The sequence below is a fragment of the Microcystis sp. 49638_E5 genome, assembly GCF_021300285.1.
GTDB classification, from domain to species: Bacteria; Cyanobacteriota; Cyanobacteriia; order Cyanobacteriales; family Microcystaceae; genus Microcystis; species Microcystis aeruginosa_C.
Genome location: NZ_JAJTDH010000014.1, coordinates 46,592 through 68,052, shown reverse-complemented (window position 1 = coordinate 68,052; position 21,461 = coordinate 46,592). Strand labels below are relative to the sequence as shown.

General features: G+C 45.4%; 22 protein-coding genes. 13 read left to right on the top strand and 9 right to left on the bottom strand.

The window, feature by feature from the left end; genetic code table 11:
• Positions 1-108: 108 nt before the first annotated feature.
• Both LW728_RS06665 and LW728_RS06660 read right to left on the bottom strand, forming a co-directional pair.
• Entirely contained in the window at positions 109-426 is a 318-nt protein-coding gene (locus LW728_RS06665) for a P-II family nitrogen regulator (RefSeq protein WP_002801670.1), read from the bottom strand.
• Between the two features lie 73 nt (positions 427-499).
• Positions 500-1,480: a sodium-dependent bicarbonate transport family permease gene (locus LW728_RS06660; protein WP_287667248.1), complete on the bottom strand. Its 981-nt coding sequence runs from the start codon at positions 1,478-1,480 to the stop codon at positions 500-502.
• 570 nt (positions 1,481-2,050) lie between these two features.
• On the opposite strand from LW728_RS06660, the gene rimI reads away from it, so the two are divergent.
• The 4 genes from rimI (at position 2,051) to LW728_RS06640 (ending at position 5,170) form a co-directional block, all read left to right on the top strand.
• Positions 2,051-2,671 (top strand): ribosomal protein S18-alanine N-acetyltransferase, encoded by a 621-nt coding sequence (gene rimI / locus LW728_RS06655; RefSeq protein ID WP_287667245.1) that lies wholly within the window; start codon positions 2,051-2,053, stop codon positions 2,669-2,671.
• The gene (locus LW728_RS06650) at positions 2,668-3,858 is read left to right on the top strand and encodes a glycosyltransferase family 4 protein (RefSeq protein WP_287667243.1); all 1,191 of its coding nucleotides are present in this window, start codon (positions 2,668-2,670) and stop codon (positions 3,856-3,858) included. Before rimI ends, LW728_RS06650 begins: the two co-directional genes overlap by 4 nt.
• Before the next feature lie 90 nt (positions 3,859-3,948).
• Positions 3,949-4,566 (top strand): CP12 domain-containing protein, encoded by a 618-nt coding sequence (locus LW728_RS06645; protein WP_002756663.1) that lies wholly within the window; start codon positions 3,949-3,951, stop codon positions 4,564-4,566.
• A gap of 97 nt (positions 4,567-4,663) precedes the next feature.
• A complete protein-coding gene (locus tag LW728_RS06640; RefSeq protein ID WP_002801676.1) occupies positions 4,664-5,170 on the top strand; it encodes a DUF1269 domain-containing protein in 507 nt (168 codons plus the stop codon).
• A gap of 262 nt (positions 5,171-5,432) precedes the next feature.
• Here LW728_RS06640 and LW728_RS06635 read toward each other — a convergent pair whose 3' ends face one another.
• Both LW728_RS06635 and LW728_RS06630 read right to left on the bottom strand, forming a co-directional pair.
• On the bottom strand, positions 5,433-5,729 hold the full coding sequence (locus LW728_RS06635) for a type II toxin-antitoxin system RelE/ParE family toxin (protein ID WP_287765848.1): 297 nt from the start codon (positions 5,727-5,729) through the stop codon (positions 5,433-5,435).
• Positions 5,726-5,950 (bottom strand): addiction module protein, encoded by a 225-nt coding sequence (locus LW728_RS06630; protein WP_008199613.1) that lies wholly within the window; start codon positions 5,948-5,950, stop codon positions 5,726-5,728. Before LW728_RS06630 ends, LW728_RS06635 begins: the two co-directional genes overlap by 4 nt.
• Positions 5,951-6,412: 462 nt before the next feature.
• Between LW728_RS06630 and LW728_RS06625 the strand changes: the two genes are divergently transcribed.
• Positions 6,413-8,878 (top strand): ATP-dependent Clp protease ATP-binding subunit, encoded by a 2,466-nt coding sequence (locus LW728_RS06625; RefSeq protein ID WP_002732350.1) that lies wholly within the window; start codon positions 6,413-6,415, stop codon positions 8,876-8,878.
• 75 nt (positions 8,879-8,953) lie between these two features.
• A complete protein-coding gene (locus LW728_RS06620) occupies positions 8,954-9,220 on the top strand; it encodes a hypothetical protein (protein ID WP_287765845.1) in 267 nt (88 codons plus the stop codon).
• A 392-nt stretch (positions 9,221-9,612) separates the two neighbouring features.
• On the opposite strand, the gene LW728_RS06615 is transcribed toward LW728_RS06620, so the two are convergent.
• A complete protein-coding gene (locus tag LW728_RS06615) occupies positions 9,613-9,825 on the bottom strand; it encodes an Hfq-related RNA-binding protein (RefSeq protein WP_002733331.1) in 213 nt (70 codons plus the stop codon).
• A gap of 61 nt (positions 9,826-9,886) precedes the next feature.
• Here LW728_RS06615 and dapF point away from each other — a divergent pair, with 61 nt between their 5' ends.
• A complete protein-coding gene (gene dapF / locus LW728_RS06610) occupies positions 9,887-10,732 on the top strand; it encodes a diaminopimelate epimerase (RefSeq protein ID WP_287765842.1) in 846 nt (281 codons plus the stop codon).
• Between the two features lie 58 nt (positions 10,733-10,790).
• Here dapF and LW728_RS06605 read toward each other — a convergent pair whose 3' ends face one another.
• Entirely contained in the window at positions 10,791-11,003 is a 213-nt protein-coding gene (locus LW728_RS06605) for a CAB/ELIP/HLIP family chlorophyll-binding protein (protein WP_002801686.1), read from the bottom strand.
• A 476-nt stretch (positions 11,004-11,479) separates the two neighbouring features.
• On the opposite strand from LW728_RS06605, the gene LW728_RS06600 reads away from it, so the two are divergent.
• From LW728_RS06600 to hisB, 3 genes are all read left to right on the top strand, one after another.
• The gene (locus LW728_RS06600; RefSeq protein ID WP_287765840.1) at positions 11,480-12,163 is read left to right on the top strand and encodes a hypothetical protein; all 684 of its coding nucleotides are present in this window, start codon (positions 11,480-11,482) and stop codon (positions 12,161-12,163) included.
• 165 nt (positions 12,164-12,328) lie between these two features.
• On the top strand, positions 12,329-13,825 hold the full coding sequence (locus tag LW728_RS06595) for an energy transducer TonB (protein WP_287765837.1): 1,497 nt from the start codon (positions 12,329-12,331) through the stop codon (positions 13,823-13,825).
• Between the two features lie 245 nt (positions 13,826-14,070).
• On the top strand, positions 14,071-14,700 hold the full coding sequence (hisB, locus tag LW728_RS06590; RefSeq protein WP_104397039.1) for an imidazoleglycerol-phosphate dehydratase HisB: 630 nt from the start codon (positions 14,071-14,073) through the stop codon (positions 14,698-14,700).
• A 30-nt stretch (positions 14,701-14,730) separates the two neighbouring features.
• Here hisB and thrC read toward each other — a convergent pair whose 3' ends face one another.
• Positions 14,731-15,840, bottom strand: a complete 1,110-nt coding sequence (thrC, locus tag LW728_RS06585; protein WP_008203543.1) for a threonine synthase — start codon at positions 15,838-15,840, stop codon at positions 14,731-14,733.
• 492 nt (positions 15,841-16,332) lie between these two features.
• Here thrC and LW728_RS06580 point away from each other — a divergent pair, with 492 nt between their 5' ends.
• Positions 16,333-17,103 (top strand): class II glutamine amidotransferase, encoded by a 771-nt coding sequence (locus tag LW728_RS06580; RefSeq protein ID WP_287765834.1) that lies wholly within the window; start codon positions 16,333-16,335, stop codon positions 17,101-17,103.
• Between the two features lie 2 nt (positions 17,104-17,105).
• Here the strand turns inward: LW728_RS06580 and LW728_RS06575 are convergent, their stop codons facing one another.
• Entirely contained in the window at positions 17,106-17,834 is a 729-nt protein-coding gene (locus tag LW728_RS06575) for an ABC transporter ATP-binding protein (protein WP_287765832.1), read from the bottom strand.
• Positions 17,835-17,909: 75 nt separating this feature from the next.
• Here LW728_RS06575 and LW728_RS06570 point away from each other — a divergent pair, with 75 nt between their 5' ends.
• A complete protein-coding gene (locus tag LW728_RS06570) occupies positions 17,910-18,620 on the top strand; it encodes a Uma2 family endonuclease (protein ID WP_287765830.1) in 711 nt (236 codons plus the stop codon).
• Positions 18,621-18,944: 324 nt separating this feature from the next.
• On the opposite strand, the gene psaC is transcribed toward LW728_RS06570, so the two are convergent.
• A complete protein-coding gene (gene psaC / locus LW728_RS06565) occupies positions 18,945-19,190 on the bottom strand; it encodes a photosystem I iron-sulfur center protein PsaC (protein ID WP_002734319.1) in 246 nt (81 codons plus the stop codon).
• Positions 19,191-19,441: 251 nt separating this feature from the next.
• Here psaC and acs point away from each other — a divergent pair, with 251 nt between their 5' ends.
• The gene (gene acs / locus LW728_RS06560) at positions 19,442-21,412 is read left to right on the top strand and encodes an acetate--CoA ligase (RefSeq protein ID WP_002801695.1); all 1,971 of its coding nucleotides are present in this window, start codon (positions 19,442-19,444) and stop codon (positions 21,410-21,412) included.
• Positions 21,413-21,461 lie beyond the last annotated feature (49 nt).

Below are 21,461 nucleotides of genomic sequence, written 5' to 3'. Positions count from 1 at the left end.
GGATCGAACCTAAAATCCATTTTTAATTTAATTATAACCAGCTACTTATCTTTCTCCTGACTACTGACTCCTAATCAACCGGAACAATTTTTGATTTTTACAAGAGGTCTAATGACTTAGCCATTGGGCCGTAGTCACCACAAAAATTCCGCCGGCTTTTTTTAAAAAAGGCTGAATTTTATCGATTAGACGACCGAGTTGTTCGTCACTATTACAAACGGTCATAATGTAGTTACCACTGTAATCACAATCCAAGTCATCACAGGATAAACCTCGATCGCCTTTTCCCGAAGTATTGCCAAAGACGGTATAACCGGAAACTCCGACAACATCAAGAACGCTTAAGGTTTCTTCCAGAAAAGCATGACTAACAATTATGTCCACTTTTTTGACAGTTTGTAGGGAAGGATGCGGGGATTCAAGCATGGTAGTTAAGTAAAAAAGGTACAAGTGAAAGAGAAAACTTTTGACAGGAATTATTTAAAAACCGCTGGGCTTTTTAGACTCCACAGCCAATGATTTTGATCATCTCTAGGTACAGAGGAATACCGATGATGATATTGAAAGGAAAAGTTAAAGCCAAGGCCATAGAAACGTATAAACTAGGATTCGCTTCGGGAACAGTCATTCTCATGGCCGCAGGAACAGCAATATAAGAGGCACTGGCACACAAAACAGCGAATAATAAAGCATTGCCCTGTTCAAATCCGAGAACCTTAGCGATGAGGATGCCCACCATAGCATTGATGACGGGAATAAATACCGAGAAACCGATGAGAAAAGGACCAGTGTTGCCTAATTCTCGAATTCTTTTCGCCGCCACTAATCCCATATCAAGGAGAAAGAAAGTTAAAGCACCATAAAAAATCCCTTGGGTGAAAGGTTCTAATTTTTCCCAGCCTTTTTCCCCCGTCAGCATACCAATAATAACACTACCGACTAAGAGAAATACCGAGCCATTTAAAAAGGCTTCATGTAGAACCTTTGACCAAGAAAATGCTTCTTCTTCGCCATTTTTCTCTTTAAAGACTCGCACCAGGATTAAACCCACTACAATCGCTGGCGATTCCATTAAAGCTAAGGCCGCTACCATGTGACCGCCATAGGAAATATGCAGTTTTTCTAAAAAAGAACTGGCGGTGATGAAAGTAACGGCACTAATGGAACCATAGGCGGCTGCAATCGCTGCTGCATTGGCACTATCGAGTTTAATTTTCAGGATAAAGAAAGTGTAAATGGGAACGATGCAAGCCATAACCACAGAGGCAATCAAAGTTAAAGCGATTTGGTTATTGATGCCACTTTCCGCTAGTTCATAGCCTCCCTTGAAACCAATCGCCATCAAAAGATAGAGAGAAAAGAGTTTAGGCAGTGGTTGGGGAATCTCTAGGTCGGATTTAAAAAATACTGCCAGCATTCCTAAGAAAAAGAACAAAACCGGCGGATTGAGAATATTGAACAGGATTAAGCTGCCATCCATAGGTTTGCGTACATTGAGTTATTCCAATCTATACTATTCAATTTTGAGAATACTGGCAAAATGTTAAGAACCAGATTAAAACGCTTAACGATGGCCGCCAAAAAAAATTAAGATGGGTGATGTTTCAGTGATCAGCTTCTCAAGGCAAGAGCCAACAGTCAAGAGGCAAAAGACAGAATCTGGCAATTCTCCTACCTAAAAAGAAGGTTAGAAACTAAGTACCTCAAAGCTTTTAACTTAACCAATTAGGTTTTAGATTCGGCCTTTGTTATCTTGAAACCGTCAGCCGTCAGCTTTTTCTACCCTCCCCCTTCTCCCCACTTGATAATTCAGGTTCTTCGGTTTGTGTTATGCAATGGACGGGGGTTATAAGGGATGAAACCCTTATAGAAACAGACATTACCGCAATTTTTGTCAATTGTTTGCGATCTGGAGCGAACTAATCAATTAAATCTCTTGCCAGATAAGGATTTAGTCGATTTATGCCCCCATATCGAACCATACCAAGTAACGAAGAACCATAATTCATAATTCATAATTCATAATTCATAATTCTCCCATTCCCGATCAATGGCAAAAATACAGCTTAAAACCCCAAAATCAGAGCATCTTGCCGCCATGGTGTCTCTTGATCGCAGCAGTCTCGGCGGTATTTGGACCCTATCCGGTTATGAACGGGAATTAAACAGCCCCAACAGTGAATTATTAATTCTTAACTTGGACCAGAAGGACGAAACCCTAATCGGATTGGCTTGTTTTTGGGCAATTCTCGAAGAAGCGCATATTACCCTCCTGGCAATTTATCCCGACTATCAAAGACAAGGATTAGGAAAACTGCTTCTCTACAAACTTCTTGAAAAGGCTGTACAAAGACAACTGGAAAGGGCTACGCTAGAGGTGAGGGTGTCGAACCAGTCAGCGATCGCACTCTACGAGCATTTTGGCTTCCGCGTCGCTGGAGAGCGGAAAAATTATTATTCGCAAACTGGCGAATCGGCCCTAATTTTCTGGCGCAACGATCTACAAACGGCCGCTTTTCAGGAACAATTAAACAAGTGGCGACAAGAAATCCTCTCAAGACTGGCGCAGGGAGAGTGGCAATTAGAGGAAGAAACCAGAGCCAAAATAGATACCATGGGGATGTCAAGATTACCTACAAGCTTAAATCAGGTCGAGGTTAGGGAAAAATGAGGATTTTAGTGTTGGCGTGGGAATTTCCACCGCGATTAGTGGGCGGTATCGCCCGTCATGTCGCTGAACTCTATCCCGAAATCGTCAAACTCGGTCATGAAGTCCATTTAATCACGATCGAATTCGGTCAGGCCCCCAGTTATGAACTGGTGGAAGGTATTCACATCCACCGCGTCCCCGTACCCCCCGGCAATGACTTTTTCCATTGGGTGGTCAACATGAATAACAGCATGGGACAACAAGGCGGCAAAATAATCGCCGAATACGGAAAATTTGACCTTGTTCATGCTCACGATTGGTTAGTAGGGGATGCAGCCATCGCCCTGAAACATCTCTTTAAAATACCCCTGATTGCCACTATTCACGCCACGGAATACGGACGTTATAACGGACTGCACACCGACACCCAACGCTATATCGGCAGCAAAGAGGGAACCCTCGTCTATAATGCTTGGCGCGTTATCGTCTGTACCGGCTATATGCGTCATGAAGTCCATCGGGCCTTGGGCGCACCCTGGGATAAAATCGATGTGGTTTATAACGGTATTCGGGCCGAGAAAAAGCAAAGAGACCCTAACTTTGATTACCGAGCTTTTCGTCGTCAATATGCCGAAGATCACGAAAAAATCGTCTATTACGTCGGGCGTATGACCTTTGAAAAGGGGGTTTCGGTGTTACTCAACGCTGCCCCAAAAGTCCTGGCCCAGACCGAGGGTCAAACTAAATTTGTCATTATCGGTGGCGGCAATACCGACAAACTCAAGCAACAGGCCTGGCATCTCGGTATCTGGCATCATTGTTATTTTACGGGCTTTATGTCCGATGAAAACCTCGATCGCTTCCAAACTGTGGCCGATTGTGCCGTTTTTCCCAGTCTTTACGAACCTTTTGGCATTGTCGCCCTGGAAAGTTTCGCCGCTAGGGTTCCCGTGGTAGTTTCCGATACCTGCGGTTTTCCCGAAGTTGTCCGTCATGGCCAAACGGGAATTGTCACCCGCGTCAATAATCCTGATTCCCTCGCTTGGGGCATTTTAGAGGTTTTAAATAATCCCGAATACGCTCAAAAATTAGTTAATAACGCCTACCAAGACCTAGAAAAACGCTTTCATTGGGCGAATTTAGCCCGTCAAACCGAGACAGTATATGGTTTGGTCGTCCAAGAACGACAACTGGTAGAATGGCGTTAATCAGGGAGCGGTTTTTTAGCCGTCAGCCGTCAGTATTACGGGTCAGTTTATACCCTAAAATAACAAAGGCACAACTTAACTTCTCCAACTATGACTATGAAAGCAGCTGAAATTATGACCACGGAGGTGGCCAAGATTAAAGGTTCTGAAACCGTTGCCAAAGCGGTACAATTGATGAGAGAAAAGAACATTAGAACTCTCATTGTTGATCGTCGTCACGATGAAGATGCTTACGGAATTATCACCGAAACCGATATTGTCTATAAAGTCGTCGCTTTCGGTCAAGATCCGCAAAAAGTGCGCGTCTATGAAGTGATGAGCAAACCCTGCATCGTGATTAATCCCGACCTCGGGGTTGAATATGTGGCCCGCTTATTTGCTAATACCGGTATTCGTTTCGCACCGGTAATTAAAGGCGGTTTGCTCGGTGTTATCTCTGTTAGTGACATTCTCCATAAAGGTAACGCCGTCGAAAAGCCCCGCAGTCTTGATTTAGAAGCGGAGATTATCAAAGCTAGAGATATTGCCCGGGCAGTATGTGCTGAAAAAGGGGGAAATTCTCCCGATTGTGCCGCAGCTTGGGATATTGTTGAGGAATTACAGGCAGAATTGGCACACCAACGCGCTAAAAAACCGGAAAAAACTTATTTTGAGGAATACTGTCAAGAAAATCCCGATGCTTTTGAAGCTCGTATCTATGACACCTAATCCCCATGGGTTTTCGGTATTCTCCGATACCTCAAACTTTTTGATCCGGCAAAAGTAGTGTATAAAAGTTTTATTTGCTAATAATCGAGGAAAAACCATGGCTGATCTATTTGTCATCGCCTATGAGGACGAATTTAAAGCAGAAGAAGTTCGTTTAACTTTGGCTAAACTGCAACGGGAACATCTCATCGAGCTAGAAGATGCCGCCGTAGTGGTTAAAAACAAAGATGGCGAGATTAAACTCAAGCAAGCGGTCAATTTAACGGCAGCGGGAGCCGCTAGTGGCAGTTTCTGGGGATTATTAATCGGTACACTCTTTTTATCCCCTCTCTTGGGGGTTGTTCTCGGTGCTGCTGGTGGCGCTTTGGGAGGTGCTTTAAGTGATATCGGTGTGGATGACAATTTTATGCGGGAATTGGGAGAAACCCTGCAGCCCGGTACATCTGCTCTCTTTGTTCTCGTCCAAAAAGTTACCCCCGATAAGGTCCTCGATGAAGTGGCCCCCTACGGAGGTAAAGTATTACGCACTTCTTTGACCAAAACCGACGAAGCAGAATTACAGAAAATTCTCGACCAAAGAGGTGTTAAACCCGAAATCGTTTAGGATATGAGTCCATAAAAGCCAGAAAAAGGGAATATATTTCCCTTTTTACTTTTTGAGCAAGAATGGGTTTAGTCTCACAACCACAGCAGCTATAAAATAAGCAACAATCAATAATTATTAATGAACTTTAAGCTTCCAATTGAGCTATTTTCGCCCCAGTATTGTTTTGCCCAACCCAACCTACGAGGCGATGCGCTCTGCTACGCAGTGCCTTTGGCATCGCACTAACCAATAACCTCAATGGTCGGGTGCATTGGGGTTGTTAGGTTCGCAATCGCCATGACTTTGGATCACGCCGACCATGAAAAATCGCGGTCACAACGACCCGACTTGAAATCACTCGATAGTAGACAGCATATGGGAATCGTTTGATGACTGCTCGTCGAATGTCCAGATAAACGATTGCATAAGACTCTGGCATCATGCCGATCTGATTGAGTAAGTCATCTACACAATCAATAAATTCATCACCCAAACCAGCTTGTTGACTCTCATACCAATCATAGGCATCCCTGAGGTCGTCACCGACTTCTGGACGAAATACCAGTACATACTTCATGCTTGCTTTCTGACTGATGCTTTCATCTCTTCCCAGGTGAGGACGTTATCGGGATCATTATTATGACCCTCAATCCGCTGATCGAGTTCGTGTTTTTGCGCCTCGGTTAAATCAGGATACACCTGTTCCACTGCAATACTGTCCCAAATCGCTTGAACCAGAAGGATTCTATCCTCAACACTTAAAGTTGTAATTTCATTTAGTGTAGCTGCGATATCCATACAGACAAGCTCCCGATTCAGATTGAGCGAGTAGTTCTAACAAGTTGTCATGGGTTCGGACTTGAAGCGTTAGTTTAGGCATACATATTGATGACTCAAATACTAAGCGACCTAACTATATATTATAGGTCAACTTTCTGCATAACACTCTCCAGAGTAACGATATGGGTCAACTTTCTGTATGTCACCCCGTCCTACAACATATATACTCATTTGTCAATAGCTAGTAATATTTAATCTGCTTATACTTCGAGTTTTGACCTGAAAATGGGCGATCAATAGTCAAGCGATCGAGGGATGGGTACAACCACGAGCCTAGGGGATTGATTATGCAAGGGTGAACAACTTATCGGCAGGTTTCCAGGCCGCTCCCCAATAACTGATCACTGAAAGAGGGCTAAACTAAAAAGCCGTGCTAAAATCAGCATATCTAGGGTCGCTTGTGTAGGTGATGGATAGGCTATGTTTGAAAGATTTACGGAAAAAGCCATTAAAGTAATCATGCTCGCCCAAGAAGAAGCCCGCCGCCTTGGCCATAACTTCGTGGGAACAGAGCAGATTTTACTAGGACTAATTGGAGAGGGAACGGGAGTTGCCGCCAAAGTCCTCAAGTCCATGGGTGTCAATCTCAAAGATGCGCGCGTGGAGGTGGAGAAAATCATCGGTCGCGGTTCCGGATTCGTAGCCGTGGAAATTCCCTTCACCCCCAGAGCCAAACGAGTTTTAGAACTCTCCCTCGAAGAAGCCCGTCAACTGGGCCATAACTATATTGGCACAGAACATCTCCTTTTAGGACTAATTCGCGAAGGGGAAGGTGTGGCCGCTAGGGTTCTGGAAAATCTCGGCGTGGATCTCTCGAAAGTTCGCACCCAGGTGATCAGAATGTTAGGGGAAACCGCCGAAGTGGCCGCCGGTTCATCTTCCCAAGGTCGCACTAAAACCCCCACTCTTGATGAATTCGGTTCCAATCTCACCCAAATGGCCAGCGAGGGTAAACTCGATCCCGTGGTCGGCCGACAAAAGGAAATCGAGCGCGTTATCCAAATTCTCGGTCGTCGTACCAAAAATAACCCAGTCCTAATCGGGGAACCGGGGGTAGGTAAAACAGCGATCGCAGAAGGATTGGCCCAACGCATCGCTAACAAGGATATTCCCGACATTCTCGAAGAAAAACGGGTTGTCACCCTCGATATCGGCTTGTTAGTGGCGGGAACCAAATATCGCGGCGAATTTGAGGAACGCCTCAAAAAAATCATGGACGAAATTCGCCAAGCGGGTAACGTCGTCCTTGTTATCGATGAAGTTCATACTCTCATCGGTGCTGGGGCAGCCGAAGGGGCGATCGATGCGGCCAATATTCTCAAACCGGCTTTGGCCCGGGGAGAACTACAATGTATCGGGGCGACGACCTTGGATGAGTATCGCAAACATATCGAACGGGATGCGGCTCTAGAAAGACGTTTTCAACCGGTTATGGTCGGTGAACCCTCCGTAGAAGAAACGATCGAAATTCTCTACGGTCTCCGGGAACGCTACGAACAGCACCATAAACTAAAAATCTTAGACGAAGCGCTAGAAGCGGCGGCGAAATTGTCCGATCGCTACATTAGCGATCGCTTCTTACCGGACAAAGCGATCGATTTAATCGATGAAGCTGGTTCGAGAGTGCGCTTGATTAATTCCCAATTGCCACCGGCAGCCAAGGAATTAGACAAGGAACTGCGGCAAATTCTCAAACAAAAAGATGACGCGGTGCGCGGTCAAGACTTCGAGAAAGCTGGGGAATTGCGCGATCGGGAAATGGAAATCAAAACCCAGATCCGGAATCTCGCTTCTACCAAAAAAGGCGAAGATGGCAACGATGAACCCTTTGTGGATGCCGAGGAAATCGCTCACATCGTCGCTTCTTGGACTGGGGTTCCCGTCAACAAACTGACCGAAACCGAATCCGAGAAACTGCTGCACATGGAAGATACCCTGCATCAGCGTCTCATCGGTCAAGAGGACGCGGTTAAAGCGGTGTCTCGTGCCATTCGTCGCGCTCGCGTCGGTCTGAAAAATCCCAACCGTCCCATTGCTTCCTTTATCTTCTCCGGTCCAACGGGGGTGGGTAAAACCGAGTTAACTAAAGCTCTGGCCGCTTATTTCTTCGGTTCGGAAGATGCGATGATCCGTCTCGATATGTCGGAATACATGGAACGGCACACGGTTTCTAAGTTAATCGGTTCACCTCCGGGTTATGTTGGTTACAACGAAGGGGGACAATTAACGGAAGCGGTGCGTCGTCGTCCTTATACGGTGGTGCTATTCGACGAAATCGAAAAAGCTCACCCCGATGTCTTCAATATGCTTCTGCAAATCCTTGAAGATGGACGTTTGACCGATGCCAAAGGTCGCACGGTGGACTTTAAAAATACCCTGTTGATTATGACCTCGAACATCGGTTCTAAAGTCATCGAGAAGGGTGGCGGTGGTTTAGGTTTCGAGTTTGCCGATAATCAAGCCGAGGCCCAGTATAATCGCATTCGATCGCTGGTTAATGAGGAATTAAAACAATATTTCCGCCCTGAATTCCTCAACCGTCTCGATGAGATTATTGTCTTCCGTCAACTCAATAAGGAAGAAGTCAAGGAAATCGCCGAAATCCTGCTCAAGGATGTGTTTAAACGTCTGACAGAACAAAATATTACTTTGTCTGTTACTGATAAGTTTAAAGAACGCTTGATCGAGGAAGGTTATAATCCGGCCTACGGCGCTCGTCCCTTACGTCGTGCGATTATGCGTCTGTTGGAAGATGTTCTGGCTGAAGAAATTCTCTCCGGACGGGTTTCTGATGGGGATACGGCCATGGTCGATATCGATGAGGAAGGTAAGGTGAAAGTAATTTCCGGTGAAAGACGTGAGTTAATCGCTCCCGTGATTGAATAAATTCTTACTGGAATTAGTTAAATAAAAGGTGGGCTTTTTGCTCACCTTTTCTCGTAAAAATAGGGAAAAAGTGCGATGAAAGTCTGGGTTGTGGGTTGTGTTTTGTTATTTTTGTTGGTGGAGTTTTATCAATGGGCCAAGGGGTTTATTTTGCCTTTACCTCTCTATATTTTTGCCGGAGCTTTATTATCGATCGCTTCTAATTATTCTCAAGATATGGGCAATTTATTTGCTAGAAATGAACAGGTTTATCAAACTGCCAGTTTAAGTGATATTCCTGACATTTTGACGGCAGAAAACTCGATACCTCTGCTAAAAGAAGGGGAAAATAAGCTTGAATAGCTATAATAATCCTCTATTTATCGCTCTTTTCTGTAGCACAAGGCTTTCAAGACTCGGTTAACAATTTGTAATATTCCTTGTTGACACCCTTACTGACAAAGAAAAAACTGAAATCAAGTCAGGATAAGGGTTGGAGTGCTTACTGCAAAAATTGTTAAGAAAGATCTGACTAATGGATAGCTTATCAAGGGGGGCAGGGGGGATCAGAGGCAAAATCTATCTTCAATTGAATTATAACTACTTACTTATTATCGATAGCTAATGAGAGTAAACTGCAAAAAAACTCTGCACCCATCCGCAAAAGCAACAGAAAGAGTGCAAAAATTAAGACAGGAATATTGGGATAAAAGTCTAGATGTGGATAATGAATTTTTGATGGGTCTGATTTCCTCCTAGGCTTTAGGTCTTAAATAAACTAGAGACTGTTGCCAAATTAAAGTGGGTTTATCGTAGTGATCGACTAGGTATAGACAGTTAGCATCTTGCCAAAGGATGCGACCAACGAGGAGATCATCGGTGCTTAACTTAATTTCTACTTCCCGTTTCTCTTGAATATAGCTCTGTACTTGTTTAATACTCGGCAGACCAGGATCAAATTGAGACATAATGAGTTTATCGATGAGGTGTTCATCCTCTATTATTCCTGTTGAGCAGCTTTTATTGACCATGAAAATCCCCTTCACCAAATATCAAGGCCTGGGCAATGATTTTATTTTGATAGATAACCGTCACAGTCCCGAACCCCTGATCACACCAGAAATAGCCGTGGCTATGTGCGATCGACATTTTGGCATCGGTGCCGATGGCGTGATTTTTGCGCTTCCCGGCCAAGCAGCAACCGACTACACCATGAGAATTTTCAACTCTGATGGTTCGGAACCGGAAATGTGTGGTAACGGTATTCGCTGTCTAGCCCAATTTATCGCCCGTTTAGAGGCTAACAACACCATTGGCCGCACCTATCGCATTCATACTCTAGCAGGAACGATAATTCCCCGTTTAGAAGCTAATGAACAGGTAACGGTCGATATGGGACCGCCGCAATTACTAGGCAGTGAAATCCCCACCACTTTGGTCAATGGATCAGAAAAAGTCCTCGCGGTTCCCCTAGAGGTGGAGGGTAAAGATTGGTTAGTTACTTGCGTTAGTATGGGTAATCCCCACTGTGTCACTTTTGTGGATGATCTGGCCTCTATTCCCCTAGAAACTATCGGGCCAAAATTTGAGCATCACCCGGTTTTTCCCCAACGGACTAATGTGGAGTTCGTGGAGGTAATCGCGCCGGATTATATGAAGATGCGTGTCTGGGAAAGAGGAGCGGGAATTACTCTCGCTTGCGGTACTGGTGCTTGTGCTGTGGTAGTGGCGGCCCTGTTAACGGGGAAATGCGATCGCATCTGTACCGTGGAACTCCCCGGTGGTTGTCTTCAGATTCACTGGTCTCAAACCGATAACCGGGTTTACATGACAGGTCCTGCTAAAGCTGTTTTTGAGGGCATTTATGCTATCTGAATCACCCCGTCTGGACGGGGACTGAACTCCCCGAACAGCGCGACGGGATTGTTAATTCTTAGAGACTGGTAATCCAAGCAATAATTCCTTTACCGGTTAACACTTCAATGGCCAAAAGAGAGACAAAGCCAATCATAGCTAGTCTGCCATTCAATTTTTCAGCTTTTTTGGTAAAACCGAGACCGCTGGAACTATCAACGTACATTTTCGGTTCGACAGCAAAATTATTCAGTCTTCCTTGTTCTTCGGTGGTGTAGCCGCGGGCAGTCATGGGGAGGCTCCTTTTGTATGCTTGTGTTAAGAAGTGTAACACATTGTTAAGTTATGTTGCAAATTTTAACAAAAAATTTTTGGGGACTCAGAAAACCTCGATCGGGTAGGCTGTCAGGGTAGTGCTATAGTTCTATCTCCTCTGGGTTTATCGATGAAATTTTGCCTTTTTCTTGACAAATTAGTCAGATTGTGGTACCAAAGAGGTATAAACTCGATCGCCTAATCAGGGAAAAGACAAAAACTATCTTAAGGTCGCCAGAGAAGTCCCGTTAAACCGTACAGGAGTTAGCGGGGGATAAATTGCCGTCAAAAGCGAACCAGATTTTAGGGAGTCAACTGACCTTGAGTGAAGATACTAGAAAGGGTAAGTGTGGGGAGAATAGGGGAAAACCGCTAGGAAAAACCCGAATAAAATCTTAAGATACGGAGTGCCTAGTAGCCGTAACGATTGCGCTCACTGTTTTTGTAAATTCTATGGCAGAGATTAGCCCAGAGATCAACCTCATGCAGATAGCGACTATACTCAACCAATATCGATTTGAAATGAGAGGATATAAAGCGCAAGAATTAATCGAGCGCTGGTTGCCCACCTATTCGCTAAATTGGATTCGCATGGCGATTTTAGAGGCACTCTATCAGGGACGTTACAAAGTCATTTCGGTGGAGGAAATTCTCAAAATTTGGCACCGTCGCGGCCATCCTACCTTTCATTTTACGGGGGAATTCGAGCGCTTGGTTTGTAAAAACTTGCCAGATTCCCAGTTAAATGGCAAAAAAACAGCAGTTGTCCCTAAACAGGAAAAGGTCAATATACTTTCTACCACCCTTGAGCGGCCTTATCCAGAGCCACAAGCGGGAAAAACCGATAATAATGGCACAGTAGCCATGGGTAAAGATTCTTTATTCAACTTAGAAACTTCTCTTTTTGATGATCCTCGCAAAGGGATGAGTGATGTGGAGGAATTATTCTCACAGTTAACCCCAGAAACGCCCAAATTCCCTGAATTAGAATCATTGCCTAAATCGCCTAACGGTCATGGAACTAGGGAGAATTTTTCGGCTAATTTTAAACCGGTAATCGATGAGTTTATCCCTTTGTTAGACCCTTCGGAATTATATCCCAAATTAAAAGCTGTGGCTCGATCGCAGTATAAGTAGGGTTGGCTGAAAAAGTTTTTCCTAGGGGCAGGGTGTGGGGTGTGGGGTGTGGGGTGGTGGGGTACTGACACCAATTAATTCCCCGCCCTCAAGAAAAAAAAATCGCCTTGACGATTAGAATAGAGTTAACTTTCCCCCTCCAGGCGCTGCTCAATTAACTAGATTATGACATCCTCCTATTTTGGTCTAGAAACCGAAGAAAATAAACTAATTAACTCTAATAATCTCTCGTTCGCCGCTTCTCTTGGTATTCATGCCCTAATTTTAGCGATTATCTTACCTAATTTCCTCAATAATCCAGCGCAGGAGCCAAAAAAGGAATTACGCAACGTCAATCTGATTGAATTGAATCCTCTAGAGCAGTCACGTCTTCCCAGTCTTGACTCCTCCCTGTCCAGCTTACCCGGACTGCCTAACCTCAATTCGTCTTCTTCCTCTTTGCCTCCTCTCCCCGCCATGGATGGCATCCATAACAGCACCTTACCTCCTTTACCCTCGGTTTCTTCCCTTCCCCCTTTACCTCCCCTCTCCTCCTTACCCTCCGTCAATATCTATTCTCCTCCCGTGGCATCTATCTCCTCCTCGGGTAGATTACCGATTCCTCGCAATTTTCCCACTTCTACCCCCAGTTTACCTAGTCCTCCTTCTGTTCCCACCCTGTCAGAGAATAATAATCGGCCTAGGGGGACTAATAACCAGCAGCTCCAGCCTTACTTCGATCCCTACCGAGATAATCTAACTCCAGATGAATTGCGAAATTCGCCCCGTAGTGCATCGCAACAGGCGCAGGAACAATTAAACAATTCCTTGGCCCGCACGTCGGAGCCGAATGGTCAATCTCCCCTCGATGAACAGCGTCGTCAACAATTAATGTGGGAAATGCGGGAACGTTTGCGCTCCCTGGAGGCGGACAAAAGCAATACCAGTAACGAAGAGGCCATGAGAAATCAGGTGGATTGGCTGGCCAGAGTCCAAAAAACTAATCCTAACGCCTTAAATGAACTAAATCAGCCCAATCAGGGCAGCAGAGGTATAACTACCGTCAATTTGACTGGTAATTATCCCGCCACGGCTTGTTCCCGTCAATTAGCGGGGACGGCGGTTTATGGGGTGACGGTGGATGGTCAAGGCCGCCTCAGCAGTGAACCCCAGTTAATTAAAAGTGCTGGCTTCCCGATTTTCAATCAACAGGCGGCTGGGGAAGTGAGATCAACTCGTTTTAATAATCCCAGTGGTGAGTCGAGAATCTATCAGGTGCGAGTCAGTTTTGCCCCTAACCCGGAAGTGTGCCGAGGTGCGATCGCTAATCCCCCAAAACCGGAGGGTAGTAACCTCAATACGCGTAACTCCCCCCCCGTAACGCCGGCAATTGAAACCCCGCTTCGTCCCAATCAAACCCCGCAGCCCGTCGTTAGTCCCCAACCGGATAACGTCAAGCCACCCGCAACCACAGGGCCAAATCCAGCCCCAACCCAGCCAGAACCGCCCAAAGAAGCGATAATCGAAGAAAAAGCTCCAGAAGCTCCCCCCCAAACCCCCGCTCTCAATCAGCCGGAGGTTTCCCCCGCTAGTCCCCCCACTAGCCAAAATCCTCAACCCCTGAGCGAGGAAGCCTTGCCCCCGGGTCCGCCGGCGGAAGCTAAAACTGAACCAGAAAGTTAGGCCTTTTCAGTGATCAGTGATCAGTTATCAGTTATCAGATATGAGTTTTAGGTTTACTGATCACTGAAAAAAACTCTCATCTCCCTAGTCAATGATTCGATCCCCCCTTAATCCCCCCTTAATAAGGGGGTGCCGATCCCCCCTTAATCCCCCCTTAATAAGGGGGTGCCGATCCCCCCTTAATCCCCCCTTAATAAGGGGGGCATCTGATAATTTTTAACGGCTACCTACTTATTTTTACTTCAATGATTTCCACTTCCCAGATACCCGATTCTTTTGTCTCACCTTGCCGTCGCGCCTCGGTTAGTCGTACTACCAAAGAAACCGATGTCCAGGTGACGATCGATCTTGATGGTAGCGGCAATTGTCGCGCCCAGACAGGAATTCCCTTTCTTGATCATATGTTGCAGCAAATCGCCTCCCACGCCGCAATCGATCTCGATGTGCTTGCCACCGGAGATCTAGAAATTGATGACCATCACACCAATGAAGACGTGGGAATCACCCTCGGACAAGCTTTACTGCAAGCTTTGGGGGACAAAAAAGGGATCGTCCGTTTCGGGCATTTTGTCGCCCCTCTCGATGAAGCTTTAGTGCAAGTTGCCCTCGATTTTTCCGGTCGCCCCCACCTCAGTTATGGTCTAGAAATTCCTACCCAAAGAGTGGGAACCTACGATACTCAGCTAGTGCGGGAATTTTTCGTTGCTTTGGTCAATCACAGTCAAATGACCCTACATATTCGCCAATTAGACGGGATTAATTCCCATCATATTATTGAGGCTACTTTTAAAGCTTTTGCCCGGGCGATGAGTGGGGCCATAGCGATCGATCCCCGTCGCGCCGGTATAATTCCCAGTTCTAAGGGAGTTTTATAGAAGCACTACTTAACCCGAATTAACGTTAGCTTAGAAGCCCATAATTTGAGCCACTTGGGTTAATTCGGGAGCAATCCCAGATTTTAGTTGGTTATTGCTGTATTTTACCGCCGAATCTGGGTCTTTTAGGCCATTTCCCGTTAAAACACACACTACGGTGGCCCCATCGGGAACCTGTTGATGCACTTTTAATAATCCTGCCACAGAAGCGGCGCTGGCTGGTTCACAGAAAACCCCCTCTTGGCCCCCTAAAATCCGATAGGCTGCCAATATTTCCTCATCGCTGACCGCGTGAAATTGCCCTTGACTAGCGTGACTAGCGGCCCAGGCTTTTTCCCAGTTAGCGGGGTTGCCGATACGGATAGCCGTGGCTAGGGTTTCGGGATGGTCAACCGGTTGTTTAGAGATAAAAGGGGCAGCCCCGGCGGCCTGAAAACCCATCATCTTCGGCAGTCGGTCACATTTGCCTATCTGGTGATACTGACAGAATCCCATCCAATAGGCGCTAATATTGCCCGCATTGCCCACGGGAATACATAACCAGTCGGGGGCATTACCCAAGACATCGACAATCTCGAAAGCGGCGGTTTTTTGACCCTCTAAACGGTAGGGATTGACGGAATTGACTAAAGTTACGGGATAATTTTCTGATAGTTGGCGGACAATCTTGAGGGCATCATCGAAGTTGCCATTAATAGCGATGACTTCCGCTCCGTACAATAAAGCTTGGGCTAATTTTCCTAAGGCTACATAACCATCGGGGATAATCACAAAGGCCCGCATCCCCGCACGTCTTGCATAGGCTGCCGCCGCCGCCGAGGTGTTCCCAGTACTGGCACAAATCACCGCTTTTGCCCCTTCTTCTTTAGCTTTCGAGATGGCCATGGTCATGCCCCGGTCTTTAAAGCTGCCGGTGGGATTTAAGCCATCATATTTGACAAAAACCTTGACATCGCGCCCGATTTGTGCTGAGAGATAGGGGGCGGGGATCAGGGGTGTATTGCCTTCTAGGAGGGTAATTACAGGGGTTTTACTGCTTACGGGCAGAAATTGGCGATATTCTTCGATCAAACCGCGCCAGCCGCCGATAGACGAGGATTTAGTGGGTGATTGGGGGATCGATCGAGAAATAATTGTCATAGCCTTAAGGATACAGATTTGATTAGATGGCCTGATTTCCTATTTTATCCAATAAGCAGTCCAAAAAATTAATCTCGATCGCCCGATTCAGATTCATGGGAGTTAAAACAGGGATGCGGGAAGATAAAAGGCAATAACAGCAAATAAATGACCTTTTTGGTCAAAAAAATAGCTATTATATCGCTATAAATCTGATTTTTTGCCCTTTTTGTCTTTCAGAGGTTGATTTAATTAGCTGGTTATAATTAAATTGAAGATGGTTCCCCCTTTAATCCCTAGGGTTGATTCATAGTAGGGTTGATTCATGAATCAACCCTACCTTGATAAGGGGGGTGTCTGACAGTTTTTAACACCTACCTACTCAGTGCCAGATTAATTTCTTAGCTAGGATAGGCAAGAGGCAGCTGAAAAAAATTCTCCTGTCTCCTGTCACGACTGCTGGCAGTAAGTAATTTTGCCAGCATCTGATGTTCAGTTCAAACTCAAGCAACTATGTGTCAACTTCTAGGCATGAATTGTAATGTCCCCACGGATATCTGTTTTTCCTTTGAGGGATTTTGTGCGCGGGGAGGAAAAACCGACGAACATCGAGACGGTTGGGGAATCGCTTTTTTTGAGGGTTTAGGCTGCCGAACTTTTATTGATGTTCAACCCTCGATCGCTTCTCCGATTGCGGAATTAATTAAAAACTATCCCATCCATTCTACCAATGTTATCGCCCATATTCGCAAAGCCACCCAAGGAGAAATTAAACTAGAAAACTGTCATCCTTTTCGGCGGGAATTGTGGGGAAAATATTGGGTTTTTGCCCATAATGGTAATTTAGAAAATTTCTCACCTGCTGCGGGAGATTTTTATCAACCGGTTGGGGAGACGGATTCGGAAAAAGCTTTTTGTTTAATTCTTAATACCCTGCGAGAGACTTTTCCCCAGGGCAAACCTTCCCTAGAACAACTCTATCCAGTCCTAAAAACTATCACAAACTCTATCGCTTGTCAAGGTATTTTTAATTATCTTTTATGCGATGGTGAACACTTTTTTGCCCATTGTTCAACTAAATTAAGCTATATAATCCGGCAATATCCTTTTGCCGCTGCTCATTTAATTGATGAAGATGTGAGCGTTGACTTTCAAGCTTTAGCTCGTCTGGGCGATCAAGTGGCAATTATTGCCACTACACCCTTAACTGATAATGAAGTTTGGACAGCGATTAATGCAGGAGAATTATTAGTTTTTCAGGAGGGCGCAGCAATTTTAAGTTAATCTTACCAATTGTCACTTTGTCGAGATTTTTCTAAATCAATTAACTGAGTTTTTAGCCCTAACCAATCTAATTGATTGGCGAGGCAATCTGATCCAATTTTTCCCGCTTCTAGATAAATGACTCGCTCGGCAAATTCCTCTAAAAAATCCAGTTGATGATTGACCATAATTATCGTCATTGAACTTTGATTATTTAATACTTCTAATAACCTGCTGGCCGTGCCTGTATCTAGAGCAGAGGTGGGTTCATCTAATAACAGTATGCTCGGTTCTAACAGCAAAGCTCTGGTAATTGCTACTAATTGTCTTTGTCCTAAAGATAATTCTAACTCTCCGCGCTCAAACCACTGTTGAGGAATTTTTAATAGGGATGTCCAATGGTCAATTCTCTGATTAATTTCAGCAGGGTTAAGTTTTTTTAATTGCAGAGGATAAGCGAGAGCATCTCGAACAGTCATCCCTAATAATTTAGACTCTTGTGGCAATAAAACTATCTGTTGTCGCAGGGAAATAACCGGTATTTCCCTAATCGATTTACCTTGAAAATAAATATTTCCCGTGCTTGGTTCCTGCAAACGATTTAACAATCGTAAAATAGTCGTTTTTCCTGCCCCAGATGCTCCGACAATAGCTAACTTTTCTCCTTGCTTGATGCTAAAAGTAATATCTTCTAACAGATAAGCACTACCCCGTCGGATAGCTAAATTTACTTGCTGTAGTTCTAAAATCAAGAGCGGTCTTTTCCTTACTTAGTTCAAGTTTATTATATAATAAAAATAGCCCAATGAGTTCGGCAGGTATTCCCCATGGTTAGTCAAGTTAACAAAACCGAGATTATCTATCCTGAGAGCGACGGTAAACCGATGGCAGATAATACTAAACAATTTAACTGGATAGTGACGATTAAGCAGAATCTCGACTGGTTATATATCGATGATCCCCAGGTATTTGTAGCGGGGGATCTGTTGTGGTATCCCGTGGAAGGCCAGCCGAAAATTGCTGCCGCTCCTGATACGATGGTAGTATTTGGCAGACCGAAAGGCGATCGAGGTTCCTACAAACAATGGCAAGAAGATAATCTTGCTCCTCAAGTCGTCTTTGAGATTCTTTCTCCCAGTAATACCTCCATCGAAATGGCCAAAAAATTGCTATTTTATGATCGCTATGGAGTCCAAGAATACTACGTCTATGATCCCGATGATAATAGTCTAGAAGCTTGGCAGCGAATTGGTGACAGTTTAGACAGTGTTAGTGAGGTTAATAATTGGGTGAGTCCCCGTTTAGGCATTCGTTTTGACTTAACCGACGAGTTAAAAATTTATCGTCCTGATGGTACTCAATTTTTGTCCTACAGCGAAATTAATCAACTACTGGAGCAGGAAAAGCAACGGGCTGAAAATGAACGCCAACGGGCTGAAAATGAACGCCAACGGGCAGAACAGGCTAATCAGCAGTTAGTAGAAATGGAGGCAAAACTGCAAAAATATCGTCAACTTTTTGGGGAATTACCTAACTAGGGTCTGCTGAATAAATGTGAAATATAGACGAGGTAAGGGGTTTGGGGCCTGTTTGGCGAGGCAGGTGCAAGATTTTAAAGCTAGTGGCTCAAAAACCTTGCATCTTGATCGGCGATTGCGTCCTGTAGGGGCGAAGCATTCGGGCAATAACTTATCGGTGAAACCGTAGATTTTCTATCCGAATGCTTCGCCCGTACTTTTTGCCGCAAACCCTAACTAAAATCTTCACTAGCGACGGGAGTATAACAAAAAAAAAGAGGACTGGTTAGTCCTCTTAACAAGATTAGTTTTCGCTAAATGTTAAACACAGAATGATTGCCAGGCCTAGTAGGCTAGACCCATACTGCGGGTGGTTTCTGCTCCGAGATAAACCCGAATGCTTAGGAAATCCGTCGGACAAGCGGTTTCGCAACGTTTGCAACCAATACAGTCTTCCGTGCGGGGGGAGGAGGCAATTTGGGCAGCTTTACAGCCATCCCAGGGAACCATTTCCAGCACGTCGAGGGGACAAGCCCGAACGCATTGGGTGCAACCGATACAGGTATCGTAAATTTTAACGCTATGAGACATTGAATTATGACTCCTTACCGAGTGTTCTCCATGTTAAATTTCGGGTTTATCGGTTAGTTTACCTTACAGCGATCTGTTCATCGCTCGATCGGTGACATAACTTTAAACTCTGTAACACTTGGGGCCAAATGGCGATCGCTAGTCAGGGATCGGGCAATCCTAAAATAGCCTTAAAGAATTGCTTGCCGGGGTTACGCGGGGAACCGAAAAAGGTAATCTGGATCGCAAGATAATTTATTTCGTTTGCCAGTATGACAGAAATAGCGATCGAATCGATCCTACAGGAAAATCGGCTGTTTCCCCCCAGTGCCGAATTTGCCCAGAATGCCACCATTAAAAGCTTTGAAGAATATCAGCAACTCTACGCCAAAGCCAAGGCCGATCCCCCGGCTTTTTGGGCCCAATTAGCCGAAAAAGAATTACATTGGTTTGAAAAATGGTCAGAGGTTCTTGAGTGGCAGCCCCCCTTTGCTAAATGGTTCGTCAACGGCAAGATTAATATTTGTTACAACTGTATTGACAGACATCTCACGACATGGAGGCGCAATAAAGCTGCCATCATCTGGGAAGGAGAACCGGGAGACAGCCGCACCATTACCTACGAACAGCTACACCGAGAAGTGTGCCAATTTGCCAACGCTTTAAAGGAATTAGGCGTGAAAAAAGGCGATGTGGTCGGAATTTATATGCCGATGATTCCCGAAGCGGCCATCGCTATGTTAGCCTGTGCCAGAATTGGTGCGCCCCACAGTGTAGTTTTTGGGGGATTTAGTGCCGATGCTTTGCGCGATCGTCTTAATGATGCGGCCGCTAAGGTGGTAATCACTGCCGATGGTGGTTTCCGCAAGGATAAAGTAGTTGCCCTCAAGGAACAGGTAGATCTGGCTCTAGCCGATAATAGCGCCCCCAGTGTGGAAAAAGTCCTCGTTGTCCAGCGCAGCAAGGAACCCATCAATATGGTTGCCGATCGCGATTACTGGTGGCATGATCTACAAAAACAGGTATCTGCTAATTGTCCGGCCGAACCGATGGATAGCGAAGATATGTTATTTATCCTCTACACCAGTGGTTCCACCGGCAAACCGAAAGGAGTCGTCCACACCACCGGCGGTTATAATCTCTACACCCATGTCACCTGCAAATGGATTTTTGACCTGAAAGACACCGATGTTTACTGGTGTACTGCCGATGTGGGTTGGATTACCGGCCATAGTTATATCGTTTACGGACCGCTTTCCAATGGTGCCACCACGGTAATGTATGAAGGGGTTCCCCGTCCCTCTAATTTAGGCTGTTTTTGGGATGTAATTGAGAAATATCGCGTTAATATCTTTTATACTGCCCCCACTGCTATCCGCGCTTTTATCAAAATGGGTGAAGACATCCCCAATAGCCGGGATTTATCCTCTTTGCGCTTACTGGGAACCGTGGGAGAACCGATTAACCCGGAAGCGTGGATGTGGTATCACCGGGTTATCGGTAAAGAAAAATGTCCGATTGTCGATACTTGGTGGCAAACGGAAACCGGGGGGATTATGATTACTCCCCTACCCGGGGCAATTGCCACCAAACCGGGGTCAGCAACCCTACCTTTCCCCGGTATTATGGCCGAAGTGGTGGACTTAGACGGTAATCCCGCCCAAGCGAATGAGGGGGGTTATCTGGTGGTCAAACATCCCTGGCCCGGTATGATGCGAACAGTTTATAAAAATCCCGATCGCTTCCGCAATACCTACTGGGAACATATCGCCCCCAAAGATGGCCAATATCTCTATTTTGCTGGGGATGGTAGCCGTCAGGACGAAGACGGTTATTTCTGGGTAATGGGGCGCGTTGATGACGTGATGAGCGTTTCTGGCCACCGTTTAGGGACAATGGAGATCGAATCAGCTTTAGTATCCCATCCTGCGGTAGCAGAGGCGGCTGTGGTGGGACGACCAGATGAAATTAAAGGGGAAGAAGTCTATGCTTTTGTGACTCTTGAGGGGCATTATGAAGCGAGTCCGGAGTTAGCGCAAGCATTAAAAGACCACGTTGTCAAGGAAATTGGCATTATTGCCCGACCGGGAGAAATCCGTTTTACCGATGTGCTGCCAAAAACGCGATCGGGTAAAATTATGCGTCGTCTCTTGCGAACTTTAGCATCAGGTCAAGAGATTTCCGGTGATACTTCTACTCTAGAGGATCGATCGGTTTTGGATAAATTACGGCAAGGTGCCTAATTTAATTGCCGGTTTTTCCTAGTAGTTAGGGTGAGGAATAAGAGTTAAT